The 16,004-nt window shown below is 70.6% G+C and carries 10 protein-coding genes and 1 pseudogene; 7 read left to right on the top strand and 4 right to left on the bottom strand.

Translation table 11 applies throughout. From position 1 onward, the window contains the following. The 3 genes and pseudogenes from G3I41_RS07660 to G3I41_RS07650 form a co-directional block, all read left to right on the top strand. A pseudogene (locus G3I41_RS07660) lies at positions 1 to 336 on the top strand (ComF family protein); the annotation flags it as partial. A 322-nt stretch (positions 337 to 658) separates the two neighbouring features. Next, positions 659 to 1,348, top strand: a complete 690-nt coding sequence (gene raiA, locus G3I41_RS07655) for a ribosome-associated translation inhibitor RaiA (RefSeq protein ID WP_164399545.1) — start codon at positions 659 to 661, stop codon at positions 1,346 to 1,348. A gap of 183 nt (positions 1,349 to 1,531) precedes the next feature. Then, positions 1,532 to 2,287: a response regulator transcription factor gene (locus G3I41_RS07650; protein ID WP_164399544.1), complete on the top strand. Its 756-nt coding sequence runs from the start codon at positions 1,532 to 1,534 to the stop codon at positions 2,285 to 2,287. 31 nt (positions 2,288 to 2,318) lie between these two features. Here G3I41_RS07650 and G3I41_RS07645 read toward each other — a convergent pair whose 3' ends face one another. Continuing rightward, positions 2,319 to 3,494, bottom strand: a complete 1,176-nt coding sequence (locus G3I41_RS07645) for a crosslink repair DNA glycosylase YcaQ family protein (protein ID WP_164399543.1) — start codon at positions 3,492 to 3,494, stop codon at positions 2,319 to 2,321. A gap of 10 nt (positions 3,495 to 3,504) precedes the next feature. Beyond that, a complete protein-coding gene (locus tag G3I41_RS07640; protein WP_164399547.1) occupies positions 3,505 to 4,095 on the bottom strand; it encodes a GNAT family N-acetyltransferase in 591 nt (196 codons plus the stop codon). A 251-nt stretch (positions 4,096 to 4,346) separates the two neighbouring features. On the opposite strand from G3I41_RS07640, the gene secA reads away from it, so the two are divergent. Beyond that, complete coding sequence (gene secA, locus G3I41_RS07635) at positions 4,347 to 7,163, top strand: preprotein translocase subunit SecA (RefSeq protein ID WP_164399542.1); 2,817 nt, start codon at positions 4,347 to 4,349, stop codon at positions 7,161 to 7,163. Positions 7,164 to 7,751: 588 nt separating this feature from the next. On the opposite strand, the gene G3I41_RS07630 is transcribed toward secA, so the two are convergent. Both G3I41_RS07630 and G3I41_RS07625 read right to left on the bottom strand, forming a co-directional pair. Continuing rightward, positions 7,752 to 8,150: a hypothetical protein gene (locus G3I41_RS07630; protein ID WP_164399541.1), complete on the bottom strand. Its 399-nt coding sequence runs from the start codon at positions 8,148 to 8,150 to the stop codon at positions 7,752 to 7,754. Between the two features lie 393 nt (positions 8,151 to 8,543). Beyond that, positions 8,544 to 8,963, bottom strand: a complete 420-nt coding sequence (locus tag G3I41_RS07625; protein ID WP_164399540.1) for an Rv3235 family protein — start codon at positions 8,961 to 8,963, stop codon at positions 8,544 to 8,546. A 285-nt stretch (positions 8,964 to 9,248) separates the two neighbouring features. Here G3I41_RS07625 and G3I41_RS07620 point away from each other — a divergent pair, with 285 nt between their 5' ends. The 3 genes from G3I41_RS07620 to G3I41_RS07610 all read left to right on the top strand — a co-directional run bounded on the left by G3I41_RS07620 (position 9,249) and on the right by G3I41_RS07610 (position 15,865). Then, positions 9,249 to 9,755 (top strand): hypothetical protein, encoded by a 507-nt coding sequence (locus tag G3I41_RS07620; RefSeq protein ID WP_164399539.1) that lies wholly within the window; start codon positions 9,249 to 9,251, stop codon positions 9,753 to 9,755. 39 nt (positions 9,756 to 9,794) lie between these two features. Then, complete coding sequence (locus tag G3I41_RS07615) at positions 9,795 to 10,469, top strand: HAD family hydrolase (RefSeq protein WP_164399538.1); 675 nt, start codon at positions 9,795 to 9,797, stop codon at positions 10,467 to 10,469. Between the two features lie 392 nt (positions 10,470 to 10,861). Further along, entirely contained in the window at positions 10,862 to 15,865 is a 5,004-nt protein-coding gene (locus G3I41_RS07610) for an NAD-glutamate dehydrogenase (RefSeq protein ID WP_164399537.1), read from the top strand. The last annotated feature ends 139 nt before the right edge of the window (positions 15,866 to 16,004 follow it).

The following is a 16,004-nucleotide window of genomic DNA, read 5'->3' as shown; positions in this document are numbered from 1 at the left end:
CGGACGGGCGCCCCGGCGACCGTTGCCGCGGTGCTGCGGCAGCGGCGGCCGGTGACCGACCAGTCGGGTCTGACCGCGGCGGAGCGCCGGGCCAACCTGGCCGGTGCGCTGGGGGTGGTGGCCGGGGGTGGACGGCTGCTCTCCGCCGGACGGGTGGTGCTGGTGGACGACCTGCTCACCACGGGGGCCACGCTGGCCGAGGCGGCCCGGGCACTCGACGCCGCGTGTGGGCGCGCGGAGCCAGGCGTACGCGCCGCGGCCGTGGTCGCGGCTTCCCCGCAGGCCTTCGACGCAGCATGTCCCCTCGGCCGTGAAATAAACCGGAACTGGAAATGAACTTGAATCGTTGCAGGTGGTGAGTGGGCGAAGTGACCTGAACGGAGGTACGCGCGAGTAGCGGGTGCCGACATCCGGCCGAGCAGGCTATGTTCGGTTGTGAGGAATGGTGAATGCCGGCTCTCGACGAATGCACCATCAGGTTTCGGGCAGACGACCCACCAGTGGTTCGGAAACCGGAAATCCGGTGGGGTGGAAACCCAGCCGGCTGGGGAGGAGGAGGTGGAAGTCACCGAGTCCGCGGCCCCGGCCATCACCGGGGCCTGGTGCAAAAGGGAGATGCTCCGCCGCCGAGCGGAGCGATCCGGGAACGGAGTTCTGCGTGGACATCGTCGTCAAGGGCCGCAAGACCGAGGTGCCCGAGCGGTTCCGCAAGCACGTGGCCGAGAAGCTGAAGCTGGACAAGATCCAGAAGTTCGACGGCAAGGTGATCAGCCTCGACGTGGAGGTGTCCAAGGAGCCGAACCCTCGTCAGGCAGACCGCTCCGACAGGGTGGAGATCACTCTCCGCTCGCGCGGGCCGGTCATCAGGGCAGAAGCGGCCGCAGGCGACCCGTACGCAGCGCTGGACCTGGCCACCGGAAAGCTGGAGGCCCGGCTGCGCAAGCAGCACGACAAGCGCTACAGCCGCCGGGGCACGGGACGCATTCCCGCTGCCGAGGTCGGAGAGATGGTGCCGGACGCGGCATCCTTCAACGGTGACGGCGAGCTGATTCCCGACGAGACGGCACAGGCCGTACCCACCACCAGGATCGGTTCGCTCGAGGTGCAGGGCGAAGGACCGCTGGTGATGCGCGAGAAGACGCACGTCGCGGCGCCCATGTCGCTCGACCAGGCCCTCTACGAGATGGAACTGGTCGGACACGACTTCTATCTGTTCGTGGACAACGAGACGAAGGAACCCAGTGTCGTCTACCGGCGGCACGCCTACGACTACGGTGTCATTCATCTGAGGACCGACCCGCTGGCCGCCGACGAGGCGGGCGGCGCGGGCGGCGCGCTCGGCGGCTGACGCCACCATCGAGTGGTGCCCCTGGAGCGTCCGTGCGCCCCCAGGGGCACCCGTCTGTCACCAAGTCATCACCGCACTGACGTCCCGGCATGAAATCATGGCAGCCAAGCCAAACGGTGGTCTGTGAACTGCCGTTGGCGGACATGCGTGAACTTCAGGCCGTGGCCTTCAGGGGGAGGAACGATGGCGGACACCTTCGGGCCCGTGCGCGACGCGAGTGAGGCCGACGACGCCCCACGCGGCCTCGGCGGTGCGGACCGGGACGGCGGCTACCGCAAGGAGCCCATCCGGGTCCTGGTGGTCGACGACCACGCGCTCTTCCGCCGAGGCCTGGAGATCGTCCTCGCGCACGAGGAGGACATCGAGGTCGTCGGCGAGGCCGGGGACGGCGCCGAGGCGGTCGACAAGGCGGCCGACCTGCTCCCGGACATCGTGCTGATGGACGTGCGGATGCCCCGGCGCGGCGGGATCGAAGCCTGCACGTCCATCAAGGAAGTGGCCCCCAGCGCGAAGATCATCATGCTGACGATCAGCGACGAGGAAGCCGATCTCTACGAGGCGATCAAGGCCGGGGCCACGGGATACCTCCTCAAGGAGATCTCCACGGACGAGGTCTCCACCGCGATTCGCGCCGTCGCCGACGGGCAGTCCCAGATCAGCCCGTCCATGGCGTCGAAACTGCTCACCGAGTTCAAGTCGATGATCCAGCGCACCGACGAACGCCGGCTGGTCCCGGCACCCCGGCTCACCGAGCGGGAACTGGAAGTCCTCAAACTGGTCGCCACCGGCATGAACAATCGCGATATCGCGAAGGAACTGTTCATTTCCGAAAACACCGTGAAGAACCACGTCCGCAACATTCTGGAGAAGCTCCAGCTCCACTCCCGGATGGAAGCGGTCGTCTACGCCATGCGGGAGAAGATCCTGGAGATCCGGTGAACCGGCGCGACGGCCGGCGCACCGGGCGCGGTCAGCTCAGGAGGCGGCCGATGTCCGCCGTGAGCGGACCGCGCAGCTCCGGAGCCTCCACCCGCTCCAGGCGGACATCCGTGCAACCGACCCAGGAAGCCGCCTCCACCAGGGCCTGAGCCATCGGTGCCACGGCCTTCGCGCCCGCCAGGGACACCTGCCGGGCGATCAGCGTCGTCCCCTCGCGGGCCGGGTCGACGCGGCCCTGAAGCCGGCCGCCGGCCAGCAGTGGCATCGCGAAATAGCCGTGGACCCGCTTCTGCTTGGGCACGTACGCCTCCAGGCGGTGGGTGAAGCCGAAGACCCGCTCGGTCCGCGCCCGCTCCCAGACCAGCGAGTCGAACGGCGAGAGAAGCGTCGTCCGGTGCCGGCCGCGGGGCTCGGTGGCCAGTGCCGCCGGGTCCGCCCAGGCCGGCTTCGACCAGCCCTCCACGGCCACCGGCACGAGCCCGGAGTCCGCCACCACGGCGTCGAACTGCTCGCCCTTCAGGCGGTGGTAGTCGGCGATGTCCGCCCGGGTGCCCACGCCCAGCGACTGCCCGGCGAGCGCCACGAGCCGGCGCAGGCACTCCGCGTCGTCCAGGTCGTCGTGCAGCACGGTGTCCGGCAGGGCGCGCTCCGCGAGGTCGTAGACCCGCTTCCAGCCGCGCCGCTCGGTGCAGACCACCTCGCCGTACATCAGGGCCCGTTCGACGGCGACCTTCGAGGCGGACCAGTCCCACCACTCCCCGCCGTTCTTCGCGCCGCCCAGCTCCGTCGCCGTCAGCGGGCCCTCGGCGGTCAACTGCTTGATGACGGTGTCGTACGCGCCGTCCGGCAGGTCGTGGGACCACTGCGGCCGGGCCCGGTAGGCGCGCCGCCGGAACGCGAAGTGCGGCCACTCCTCGACGGGCAGGATGCACGCCGCGTGCGACCAGTACTCGAAGGCGCGGCCGCCCGACCAGTACGCCTCCTCGACCGTGCGCCGCCCGATCGCGCCGAGGCGCGCGTACGGGATCAGCTCGTGCGAGCGGGCCAGCACCGAGATCGTGTCCAGCTGTACGGCGCCGAGGTGGCGCAGCACCCCGGGGACCCCCGACCGCCGGTCCGGTGCGCCCAGGAAACCCTGGGCACGCAGGGCTATCCGGCGGGCCTGGTCGGCGGAGAGTTCGACTGCGGGTGGCTGCACAGACGTCATGCTCCGCACTCTAGGGGGCGGCACTGACACCGGTCGCCGGTACGTAGGCGGCGGTGCCCGGAAGGCCGAGGTCCGCGGGGAGCAGCGCGCCCACCCACGTATCGCGGCGCACGCCCTTGTTGAGCAGGCCCGAGCGCTGCTCACCCTCCATGCGGAAGCCCGCGCGCAGGGCGACGGCCCGGGAAGGGACGTTGCCGACCTCCGCGCGCCACTCCAGCCGGTCGCAGCCGAGTGCGGTGAAGGACCAGCGGGCGGCGCACAGGACGGCCTCGGTCATGTAGCCGCGGCCGCGCCGTTCCGAGGCGGTCCAGAAGCCGATCTCGTACGTACCCGAGCGGCTGCGCCGGTTGACGCCGAGCGCGCCCGTCAGCACCCCGTCCTCACGGGTCCGCACCGCGAAGTTGTACATCGAGCCGTCCCGCCAGCCGTCGGGCGAAAGGCGGTCGGTGAAGAACTCCGCGTCCGAGCGCGCGTACGGCGAGGGAACGACCGTCCAGCGCTGGATGTCCGGGTCCTGGCACGCCTCGTACACCGCGTCGGTGTCCTCGGAGGTGAAGGGGCGCAGCAGCAGGCGGTCGGTGGTGAGGGTGATCTGTTCCAAAGGCTCCATGCGGGGATTCTGGTGAGGTGCCGGTGGCGAAGCGACTACTTTTCGTGGTTCCCCGGCACCTTCGGTGCCCTTCGTCCGTTGACTCTGAAGGGCACCGCGGGGACAACGCGGTGGCAGCCCTCCCGGCGCGGCGGGGTCCTCGCTTACGATGACCGTTGCGGTGGGGCCCACCTGCCGTGCCCGTGCCCGAGTCCATCACACGACCCAGTGCCCAGGCCCGACCGGCAAGGAGACCAGCCTCAGTGTCCGTCTTCAACAAGCTCATGCGTGCAGGCGAAGGCAAGATCCTGCGCAAACTGCACCGCATCGCGGACCAGGTCAGCTCCATCGAAGAGGACTTCGTCAACCTCTCCGACGCCGAGCTGCGGGCGCTCACCGACGAGTACAAGGAACGGTACGCGGACGGCGAGAGCCTGGACGACCTGCTCCCCGAGGCGTTCGCCACCGTCCGCGAGGCGGCCAAGCGCGTTCTCGGCCAGCGCCACTACGACGTCCAGATCATGGGCGGCGCAGCGCTGCACCTCGGTTATGTGGCCGAGATGAAGACCGGTGAGGGCAAGACCCTCGTCGGCACGCTGCCCGCGTATCTGAACGCCCTGTCCGGTGACGGCGTCCACCTGATCACGGTGAACGACTACCTGGCCTCGCGCGACTCCGAGATGATGGGCCGGGTCCACAAGTTCCTCGGCCTCAGCGTCGGCTGCATCATCGCGAACATGACGCCGGCCCAGCGCCGCGAGCAGTACGCCTGCGACATCACGTACGGCACGAACAACGAGTTCGGCTTCGACTACCTCCGCGACAACATGGCGTGGGCGAAGGACGAGCTGGTCCAGCGCGGCCACAACTTCGCGATCGTGGACGAGGTCGACTCGATCCTGGTGGACGAGGCCCGTACGCCGCTGATCATCTCCGGCCCGGCCGACCAGGCCACCAAGTGGTACGGCGACTTCGCCAAGCTGGTCACGCGCCTCACCAAGGGCGAGGCGGGCAACCCGCTCAAGGGCATCGAGGAGACCGGCGACTACGAGGTCGACGAGAAGAAGCGGACCGTGGCGATCCACGAGTCCGGTGTCTCCAAGGTCGAGGACTGGCTCGGCATCGACAACCTGTACGAGTCGGTGAACACCCCCCTCGTCGGGTACCTCAACAACGCCATCAAGGCCAAGGAACTCTTCAAGAAGGACAAGGACTACGTCGTCATCGACGGCGAAGTCATGATCGTCGACGAGCACACCGGCCGTATCCTCGCCGGCCGCCGCTACAACGAGGGCATGCACCAGGCGATCGAGGCGAAGGAAGGGGTGGATATCAAGGACGAGAACCAGACACTCGCCACGATCACCCTGCAGAACTTCTTCCGCCTCTACAACAAGCTCTCCGGCATGACCGGTACGGCGATGACCGAGGCCGCCGAGTTCCACCAGATCTACAAGCTGGGCGTCGTGCCGATCCCGACGAACCGGCCGATGCAGCGCGTCGACCAGTCGGACCTGATCTACCGCACCGAGGTCGCGAAGTTCGCCGCCGTCGTCGACGACATCGCCGAGAAGCACGAGAAGGGGCAGCCGATCCTGGTCGGCACCACCTCCGTCGAGAAGTCGGAGTACCTCTCGCAGCAGCTCTCCAAGCGCGGTGTCCAGCACGAGGTGCTCAACGCCAAGCAGCACGACCGGGAGGCGACGATCGTCGCCCAGGCCGGCCGCAAGGGCGCGGTGACCGTCGCGACGAACATGGCCGGACGAGGCACCGACATCAAGCTCGGCGGCAACCCGGACGACCTCGCCGAGGCGGAGCTGCGGCAGCGTGGTCTCGACCCCGTCGAGCACGTCGAGGAGTGGGCGGCCGCCCTCCCCGCCGCGCTGGAGAAGGCAGAGGAGTCCGTGCGGGCGGAGTTCGAGGAGGTCAAGGACCTCGGCGGGCTGTACGTGCTGGGCACCGAGCGCCACGAGTCGCGCCGCATCGACAACCAGCTGCGCGGTCGTTCCGGCCGTCAGGGCGACCCGGGCGAGTCCCGCTTCTACCTGTCGCTCGGTGACGACCTGATGCGGCTGTTCAAGGCGCAGATGGTCGAGCGCGTCATGTCGATGGCCAACGTGCCGGACGACGTGCCGATCGAGAACAAGATGGTCACGCGGGCCATCGCGTCCGCGCAGTCGCAGGTCGAGCAGCAGAACTTCGAGACGCGTAAGAACGTCCTGAAGTACGACGAGGTGCTCAACCGGCAGCGTGAGGTCATCTACGGTGAGCGGCGCCGGGTCCTGGAGGGCGAGGACCTCCAGGATCAGATCCGCCACTTCATGGACGACACGATCGACGACTACATCCGCCAGGAGACGGCGGAGGGCTTCGCCGAGGAGTGGGATCTCGACCGGCTGTGGGGCGCGTTCAAGCAGCTCTACCCGGTGAAGGTCACCGTGGCCGAGCTGGAGGAGACCGCGGGGGATCTGGCCGGGGTCACCGCGGAGTTCATCGCCGAGTCGGTCAAGGAAGACATCCACGAGCAGTACGACGAGCGGGAGAAGACGCTCGGCTCCGAGATCATGCGTGAGCTGGAGCGGCGCGTGGTGTTGTCCGTCCTGGACCGCAAGTGGCGTGAACACCTCTACGAGATGGACTACCTCCAGGAGGGCATCGGCCTGCGGGCCATGGCGCAGAAGGACCCGCTGGTCGAGTACCAGCGTGAGGGCTTCGACATGTTCAACGCCATGATGGAGGGCATCAAGGAGGAGTCCGTCGGCTACCTGTTCAACCTGGAGGTCCAGGTCGAGCAGCAGGTCGAGGAGGTGCCGGTGGAGGAGGCGGCGACCTCGCTGTCCAAGGAGGACGCGGTGCCGGCCGGGCGGCCGGAGATCCGGGCCAAGGGACTGGATGCTCCGCAGCGGCCGGATCGGCTGCACTTCTCCGCTCCCACGGTCGACGGGGAGGGCGGGGTCGTCGAGGGCGACTTCGCGAATGCGGACGCCGGGTCGGGGGCCGGGGCCGGGTCGGACGGGCTCACCCGGGCGGAGCGGCGTAAGGCGCAGAAGTCTTCGGGGGGGCGGCGGCGTAAGAAGTAGCGTGCGCTGACGTTGTGGGTTGTGGGTTGTAGCTGGGCCGGGCACCGGGTGGTGTCCGGCCCGGTTGTGTTCGGGGGGCGCGGCGTTGTTGGGGTGGGGGGGTGGGGGTTGACCGGTGCGGGTGCGGGTGCGGGTGCGTTGCGCCTGCGGCGGGCTTGGTCCCCTCCCCGCCCCTTCCCGAAACCGGGGGCTCCGCCCCCGGACCCCGCTCCTTGCGGCCGGAGGGGGAGGGGCCGGGGTGCGCGCCGGGGTGGGTTTCGGGGCTCCGCCCCGGGCCCCGCGCCTCAAACGCCGGCGGGGCTGGGAGGGGCCGGTGGGGCCGGGGGAGTGCGGGTGGGGGCGGGGCCCGCACGGCACGGTGGGCCTGTACGGGCCCCCACGGGCCCTGTACGGCCCCTTGCGGTCTCTGCGTGCCTTTCTCTGGGCCCGGGCCGGCTCCCCGGCCCTCTGGGCCCGGGCGCGGCTCCCCGGCCCTCTGAGCCCGGGCGCGGCTCCCCGGCCCTGCGCGCCCCCCGTCGCCTTGCGACGTGGTGCACGACTGAGGGCGAAAGGCTCTGTCCTGCCGAGAGACCTCGGGCGGCCGGACCCTCACCACCGGAATTCACCGTCGTAGAGGCGTCGGTGCCACCATTCGCCATGCCACCGCAGGCGCCGGTGGGCGTGTGGGTCGGGCAAGGTCCGGCGGCGGAACTCCGCGTCCAGACACGCCACCACTCGCCCGAGTCCGGCGCGGGACGGCTGCGGAAGCGCACGCAACGCTTCTTGCAGTATGTCCCGGGCGTTCGCCACGTCGACGAGCGACGACTCCGGATGGGGAGAGGCCGGGAAGCACAGGTCCAGGTAGCGGCCGGGCCGGCGCAGGAACGCCCGGTAGTGCCTGAGCGCGGCTTCCACCGCCCCGTCCCACAAGCCGTCCCACAGCCCGGCCCAGGAGCCATCGTGCTCGTGCTCCGTGCGCTGGATCTCGGCGCAGGTGCGCTCGGACAACCCCGGAATGCGACAGGTCCAAGGGCCCCAGACGGGCGGGGCCGGATTCTCGGCGCGCAGCGCGCCGGGCCGTCTACGCGGCATGGGCCTTTCGGTCGGTCATCATGCTCGCGATCATGCCGGACGGCCTGACAGCCCACAAGGCCCGCCCTGCGGCCCTCACCGCCTCCCTGCGCTCTCGGGCCGTCCGGTCAGTCGCGGACCCCCCGACATCGGCGACGCGGCGTGCAGGCCACCGCCGCTGTCGTGCACGCCGCGGTCAGCGCCTCCTCTGCGCGTTCCGCGGCCGGGCTTTCCCGTCGTCCCCCGGTGTGCTCGTACGCCGCCGCCGCCGCCGGCCGGGCCCCGGGGCCCGTGGGTCCGGTGGGCCCCGGCCCAGCCCCTCGTGCGCCCTCATCGCGTTCGCACCGGGGTGTTGCCCAGTTCCACCGCCGCGCAGCGCCAGCGGAGGTCCGGGCCCTGCTCCAGGCGGAAGGCCATGGCTCGGACCTCCTCGCCTGCGGCGATGCTCGCGCACGCCTCCACCACGCCGGGGGCCGGCTGGGCGCCTCGGCACATGCGGATGACCGGGCGGGTGCCCCGGGTGCGCAAGGGGGTCGTGGGGGCCAGTTCGGCCAGTTGGTCGTAGGCGTCGCCGATGGTGTGGCCCAGCATCCAGTGGACCGGGCGCTGGCCGCTCAGGACCGCGAGCAGGCGTTCCGCGAACCAGTGGTGGGGGCGCATGCGCCTCGGGACGCGGTGGCGCTGGGCGGGTACGGCTTCGGGCCTGCGGGTGTCGCGGCGTCCTGCGGGCCGGGTCCTGTTCGTGGTCATCTGTCGCCCCCGTGCTCCAGAGGCCCGGCTTTACCGGGCGGTAACTTCTGTTGGGGATCTTCTACGGGGGAGTCGGATTTGTCGCAACTGTCGGGAGGAGGGGCCGGTGGGCGGTGGGGTTCACCTGTCCGGGTGGCGGGACGGCGGGGGAGCCGGGCGCGGTGCGGGGCGCGGGGGTGAGTGGCGCGTCGCCGGGTGGACGGGGGCGGGGGTGTGCGCGTAACCCCAAAGGGGGATGCCGCACGTATCCTGAGGGCGTCTCCGACTACGAAAGCGGCCGAGCCCATGCGCGTGTACGTACCCCTGACCCTCGCCGGGCTCGCCGCCGCGCACCGGGCCGGTGAGCTGGGGCCCGGTCCGCTCACCGCCTACGCCGTCACCCCGGCGCTGCGCGAGTGGTACGTCTCCGACGACATCGAGGAGCTGGAGTACGCGGCGCTCAACCGCGCCGCCTCCGCCTCGCTGCGGCTGATCGCGGGGGACCCGCAGGCCGTGCGGCGCCGCGTCGTCGTCGCCGTCGACGTGGCCGACGGGGACGCGGTCGCCGACCCGGACCACATCCTGGACGCCTCCTCGCTCGGCGAGGTCGTGATCGCGTCCGCCGTCCCGCTGTCCAAGGCCGCCGCGGTGCACGTCGACTCCGACGACGCGGACCAGGACGTCACGGCCGCCGCGGCCGCGCTCGGGGCGGCGGACCTGGGGGACGACGACGCGCAGTTCACCGTCGACGGCGCCGAGGACCACGAGCTGCTGTGGTTCGGGGTGCAGGAGATCCCCGGGCTGATCGGGTAGACGGGGTCGTTGTCAGTGGGGGCGAGTACCTTTTCCGGCATGGGGATCGCATCGGGGGACCACCGCACGCATCTGGTCTGGGACTGGAACGGCACGCTGCTCGACGACAACACCGCCGTCGTCGGCGCGACCAACGCAGCCTTCGGCGAGGTCGGCGTGGCGCCGATCACCGTGGAGCAGTACCGGGAGATGTACTGCATCCCGATACCCCGGTTCTACGAGCGGCTGATGGGCAGGCTCCCCACCGACGCCGAGTGGGAGCGGATGGACGGCGTCTTCCACCGGCACTACACCGAGCAGCGCGACGCCTGCGGGCTGACCGCCGGGGCCGCCGAACTCCTGGCCCGGTGGCAGCTCACCGGGCACAGCCAGTCGATCATGAGCATGTACCGGCACGAGGAACTGGTTCCCGTCGTACGCGGATTCGGCATCGAGCGGCACTTCGTACGTGTGGACGGGCGCACCGGTCCGTCCGGCGGCAGCAAGTCGGAGTACATGGAGCGGCATCTCGCCGCGATGGACGACATATCCCCGCAGCGCACGGTCGTCATAGGTGACGCGGTGGACGACGCCGTGGCCGCCGCGCACGCCGGTGCGAAGGCCGTCCTCTACACGGGCGGTTCGCACAGCCGTGCCAGCCTGGAGAAGGCCGGTGTGCCCGTCGCGGACACGTTGACCGAGGCCATCGCGCTCGCCGAGCAGCTGACCCGGTAGCAGGTCGCGCTCGTCGAGTGGCTGCCCCGGGTGGCCGGGGGACGGCTTCCTCCGGCGCGTCCGCGCTGTCCATAGTGTCCAATTCCGCGGCCTTCTTTTGTACACATCCGGATCGTGACGGTCACCGGTGCGGGCGAGATAGCCTGGTCCCGTGATCAGCGCGATATGCCTCGGGGGCAGCGAAGCCCCCGGCCCGCGCCCGGAGCGCCACCGTGCCCGGGCTGCCTCGGCTGATCCCTCCCGCCCGGGCCGGCCGCTGGAAACGGCCGATACGGTCCCGGCGGTCTCTCATCGCGGCATAGCGTCGACCCTGACCGGAAACCCCGCGTCGTGGCGTTACGCCCACCTTTTCACCTACGTCACGCAACGGCGCGCGACAGGAGCCAGAGGACATGCAGACCAAGCTGGACGAAGCCAAGGCCGAGCTGCTCGCACGGGCCGCCAAGGTAGCTGACAACAGCCCGGGCGGTGGTGTCGGCGGGCCGGGCGGTGCCCCCCGGGTGCACGTCGCGGCCGCCGGGGCCGGCGGCTCGGGGGCCGGGCAGGAACACTCCTCCCAGGACGTCCTGCTCTCCTACCTCCAGCGCTACTACCTGCACACGGCCCCCGAGGACATCGTGGGCCGGGACCCGATCGACGTCTTCGGTTCCGCCTCCTCCCACTACCGGCTGGCCGAGGAGCGCCCCCAGGGCAAGGCGAACGTCCGGGTGCACACCCCGACCGTCGAGGAGAACGGCTGGACGTGCAGCCACTCCGTGGTCGAGGTCGTCACCGACGACATGCCGTTCCTGGTCGACTCCGTCACCAACGAGCTCTCCCGCCAGGGCCGCGGCATCCACGTCGTGATCCACCCGCAGGTCGTCGTCCGCCGCGATGTGACCGGCAAGCTGGTCGAGGTCCTGACCGACGGCACCCGCGGGAACGGCGGCAAGGGGCCCAAGGACGCCAAGGCGGGCCTGCCGCACGACGCACTCGTGGAGTCCTGGATCCACGTCGAGATCGACCGCGAGACCGACCGCGCCGACCTCAAGCAGATCCAGGCGGACCTGCTGCGCGTCCTGTCCGACGTACGGGAGACCGTCGAGGACTGGGAGAAGATGCGCGGCGCGGCGCTCCGGATCGCCGACGACCTGCCCGGCGAACCGCTGGACGACCTCGCCGACGACGAGGTCAACGAGGCCAGGGAGCTGCTGCGCTGGCTCGCCGCCGACCACTTCACCTTCCTCGGCTACCGCGAGTACGAGCTGAAGGACACCGACTCGCTGGCCGCCGTCCCCGGCACCGGACTCGGCATCCTGCGCTCCGACCCGCACCACACCGAGGACGAGGCGCACCCCGTCAGCCCGTCCTTCGACCGGCTGCCCGCCGACGCCCGGGCCAAGGCCCGCGAGCACAAGCTCCTCGTCCTGACCAAGGCCAACAGCCGGGCGACCGTGCACCGCCCCAGCTACCTCGACTACGTCGGCGTGAAGAAGTTCGACGCCGAGGGCAACGTCATCGGCGAGCGCCGCTTCCTCGGCCTCTTCTCGTCCGCCGCCTACACCGAGTCCGTGCGCCGGGTCCCCGTCATCCGCCGCAAGGTCGCCGAGGTGCTGGAGGGCGCCGGGTTCACGCCCAACAGCCACGACGGCCGCGACCTGCTCCAGATCCTGGAGACCTACCCCCGCGACGAGCTGTTCCAGACGCCCGTCGACCAGCTCCGCTCGGTCGTCACCTCGGTGCTCTACCTCCAGGAGCGGCGCCGGCTGCGCCTCTACCTGCGCCAGGACGAGTACGGCCGCTACTACTCCGCGATCGTCTACCTGCCGCGCGACCGCTACACCACCGGTGTGCGGCTGCGGCTGATCGACATCCTCAAGGAGGAACTGAACGGCACCAGCGTCGACTTCACGGCCTGGAACACCGAGTCGATCCTCTCCCGGCTGCACTTCGTCGTCCGTGTCGCGCCCGGCAGCGAGCTGCCCAGCCTCACCGACGCCGAGGCCGACCGCATCGAGGCCCGCCTGGTCGAGGCCGCCCGCTCCTGGGCCGACGGCTTCCAGGAGGCGCTGAACGCCGAGTGCGGCGAGGAGCGTGCCGCCGAACTGCTGCGCCAGTACGGGCACTCCTTCCCCGAGGGCTACAAGGCCGACCACTCGGCGCGCGCCGCCGTCGCCGACCTCGTCCACCTCGAAGCGCTCAAGGAGAACGAGCGGGACTTCTCGCTCAGCCTCTACGAGCCGGTCGGCGCCGCCCCCGGCGAGCGGCGCTTCAAGATCTACCGCACCGGTGAGCAGGTCTCGCTGTCCGCCGTGCTGCCCGCCCTCCAGCGGCTCGGCGTCGAGGTCGTGGACGAGCGCCCGTACGAGCTGCGCTGCGCCGACCGTACGCACGCCTGGATCTACGACTTCGGGCTGCGGATGCCGCGGGCCACCGCCAACGACGGCTACCTGGCCGACGGTGCGCGCGAGCGGTTCCAGGAGGCCTTCGCCGCCGTGTGGACCGGCGAGGCGGAGAACGACGGCTTCAACGCGCTGGTGCTGAGCGCCGGCCTCGACTGGCGCCAGGCCATGGTGCTGCGCGCCTACGCGAAGTACCTGCGCCAGGCCGGCTCCACGTTCAGCCAGGACTACATGGAGTCCACCCTCCAGAACAACGTCCACACCACCCGGCTGCTCGTCTCGCTCTTCGAGGCCCGGATGTCCCCGGGCCGCCAGAGCGCGGGCACGGAGCTGACCGACGGGCTCCTCGAAGAGGTCGACGGGGCCCTCGACCAGGTCGCCTCGCTCGACGAGGACCGCATCCTGCGCTCCTTCCTCACCGTCATCAAGGCCACCCTGCGCACCAACTTCTTCCAGCACGCGGACGACGGCGAGCCGCACGCGTACGTCTCGATGAAGTTCGACCCGCAGTCCATCCCGGACCTGCCCGCGCCCCGCCCGGCATTCGAGATCTGGGTCTACTCGCCGCGGGTGGAGGGCGTTCACCTGCGCTTCGGCAAGGTCGCCCGCGGTGGCCTGCGCTGGTCGGACCGGCGCGAGGACTTCCGTACGGAGATCCTGGGCCTGGTCAAGGCGCAGATGGTGAAGAACACCGTCATCGTGCCGGTCGGCGCGAAGGGCGGCTTCGTCGCCAAGCAGCTGCCCGACCCGTCCGACCGGGACGCCTGGATGGCCGAGGGCATCGCCGCGTACCGCACCTTCATCTCGGCGCTCCTCGACATCACCGACAACATGGTGGCCGGCGAGGTCGTTCCGCCCAAGGACGTCGTCCGGCACGACGAGGACGACACGTACCTGGTCGTCGCGGCGGACAAGGGCACCGCGAAGTTCTCCGACATCGCCAACGAGGTCGCCGTCGCGTACGGCTTCTGGCTCGGGGACGCGTTCGCCTCCGGCGGTTCGGCCGGTTACGACCACAAGGGCATGGGCATCACCGCCCGGGGCGCCTGGGAGTCCGTCAAGCGGCACTTCCGGGAGCTCGGCCACGACACCCAGACCGAGGACTTCACCGTCGTCGGCGTCGGTGACATGTCCGGTGACGTGTTCGGCAACGGCATGCTGCTCTCCGAGCACATCAGGCTCGTCGCCGCGTTCGACCACCGGCACATCTTCATCGACCCGAACCCGGACGCCGCCACCTCCTACGCGGAGCGGCGCCGCCTCTTCGATCTGCCGCGCAGCTCCTGGGCCGACTACGACAAGGACCTGATCTCCGCGGGCGGCGGCATCCACCCGCGCAGCGCCAAGTCCATCCCGGTCAACGGCCACGTGCGCGAGGCGCTGGGCATCGAGGCCGGGGTCACCAAGATGACGCCCGCCGAGCTGATGCAGGCCGTCCTCAAGGCCCCCGTCGACCTCCTCTGGAACGGCGGCATCGGCACGTACATCAAGTCCACCGCCGAGTCGAACGCGGACGTCGGCGACAAGGGCAACGACGCGATCCGCGTCAACGGAGCCGACCTGCGCGCCAAGGTCGTCGGCGAGGGCGGCAACCTCGGTGCCACCCAGCTCGGCCGGATCGAGTTCGCCCGGGACGGCGGCCGGATCAACACCGACGCGATCGACAACAGCGCCGGGGTGGACACCTCCGACCACGAGGTCAACATCAAGATCCTGCTCAACGGGCTGGTGCGGGACGGCGACATGACCGTCAAGCAGCGCAACAAGCTGCTCGCCGAGATGACCGACGAGATCGGGCACCTGGTGCTGCGCAACAACTACGCGCAGAACACGGCCCTGGCGAACTCGGTCGCCCAGGCGCCGTCCCTGCTCCACGCCCAGCAGCGCTTCATGCGGCGGCTCGGGCGCGACGGCTACCTCGACCGGGCGCTGGAGTTCCTGCCCAACGACCGGCAGATCCGCGAGCTGCTGAACGCCGGCAAGGGGCTGACGCAGCCCGAGCTGGCCGTGCTGCTCGCCTACACGAAGATCACGGCGGCGCAGGAGCTGATCGGGACCAGCCTGCCGGACGACCCGCACCTCCAGAAGCTGCTGCACGCCTACTTCCCGGAGCAGCTGCGCACGCGCTACGCCGAGGCGGTCGACGCGCACGCGCTGCGGCGCGAGATCATCACCACGGTGCTGGTCAACGACACGGTCAACAGCGGTGGTTCGACCTTCCTGCACCGGCTGCGGGAGGAGACCGGGGCCTCCATCGAGGAGATCGTGCGGGCGCAGTTCGCGGCCCGCGAGATCTTCGGACTCGGTGAGGTCTGGGACGCGGTGGAGGCCCTCGACAACAAGGTCGCCGCCGACGTCCAGACCCGGGTGCGGCTGCACTCGCGGCGGCTGGTCGAGCGCGGCTCGCGCTGGCTGCTGGGGAACCGGCCGCAGCCGCTGGCGATCTCCGAGACGGTCGACTTCTTCCGCGAGGGCGTCGAGCAGGTCTGGGCGGCGCTGCCGAAGATGCTGAAGGGCGCCGACCAGGAGTGGTACCAGGGCATCCTGGACGAGCTGACCGAGGCGGGCGTCCCGGACGAGCTGGCGCAGCGCGTCGCCGGCTTCTCCTCCGTCTTCCCCGCGCTCGACATCGTGGCGATCGCGGACCGTACGGGCAAGGAGCCGCTGGCCGTCGCGGAGGTCTACTACGACCTCGCGGACCGGCTGGGGATCACGCAGCTGATGGACCGGATCATCGAGCTGCCGCGGGCGGACCGGTGGCAGTCGATGGCGCGGGCCTCCATCCGCGAGGACCTGTACGCGGCGCACGCGGCGCTGACGGGCGATGTGCTGAGCGTGGGCAACGGGTCGTCGTCGCCGCAGGAGCGGTTCGAGGCGTGGGAGGAGAAGAACGCGGCGATTCTGGCCCGGTCGCGGTCGACGCTGGAGGAGATCCAGGGGTCGGACGCGTTCGACCTGGCGAATCTCTCGGTGGCCATGCGGACGATGCGGACGCTGCTGCGTACGCACGGCTAGGCCGCGCCGCGGTGTGGCTGCGCCGCGGTGTGGCTGCGCCGCGGTGTGGCTGCGCCGAGGGTGGGGTGGGCGGCTGCGGGTTCGTGGCCGCTCGCCCCTTGCCCTCAAGCGCCGGGCGGGCTGGATGTGGCCGGGCGGG

It is taken from the genome of Streptomyces sp. SID9727, assembly GCF_010550605.1.
In the GTDB taxonomy this organism is placed as follows: Bacteria; Actinomycetota; Actinomycetes; order Streptomycetales; family Streptomycetaceae; genus Streptomyces.
The sequence above is the reverse complement of the archived record's forward strand: the minus strand, read 5'-3'. Positions and strand labels throughout refer to the sequence as shown.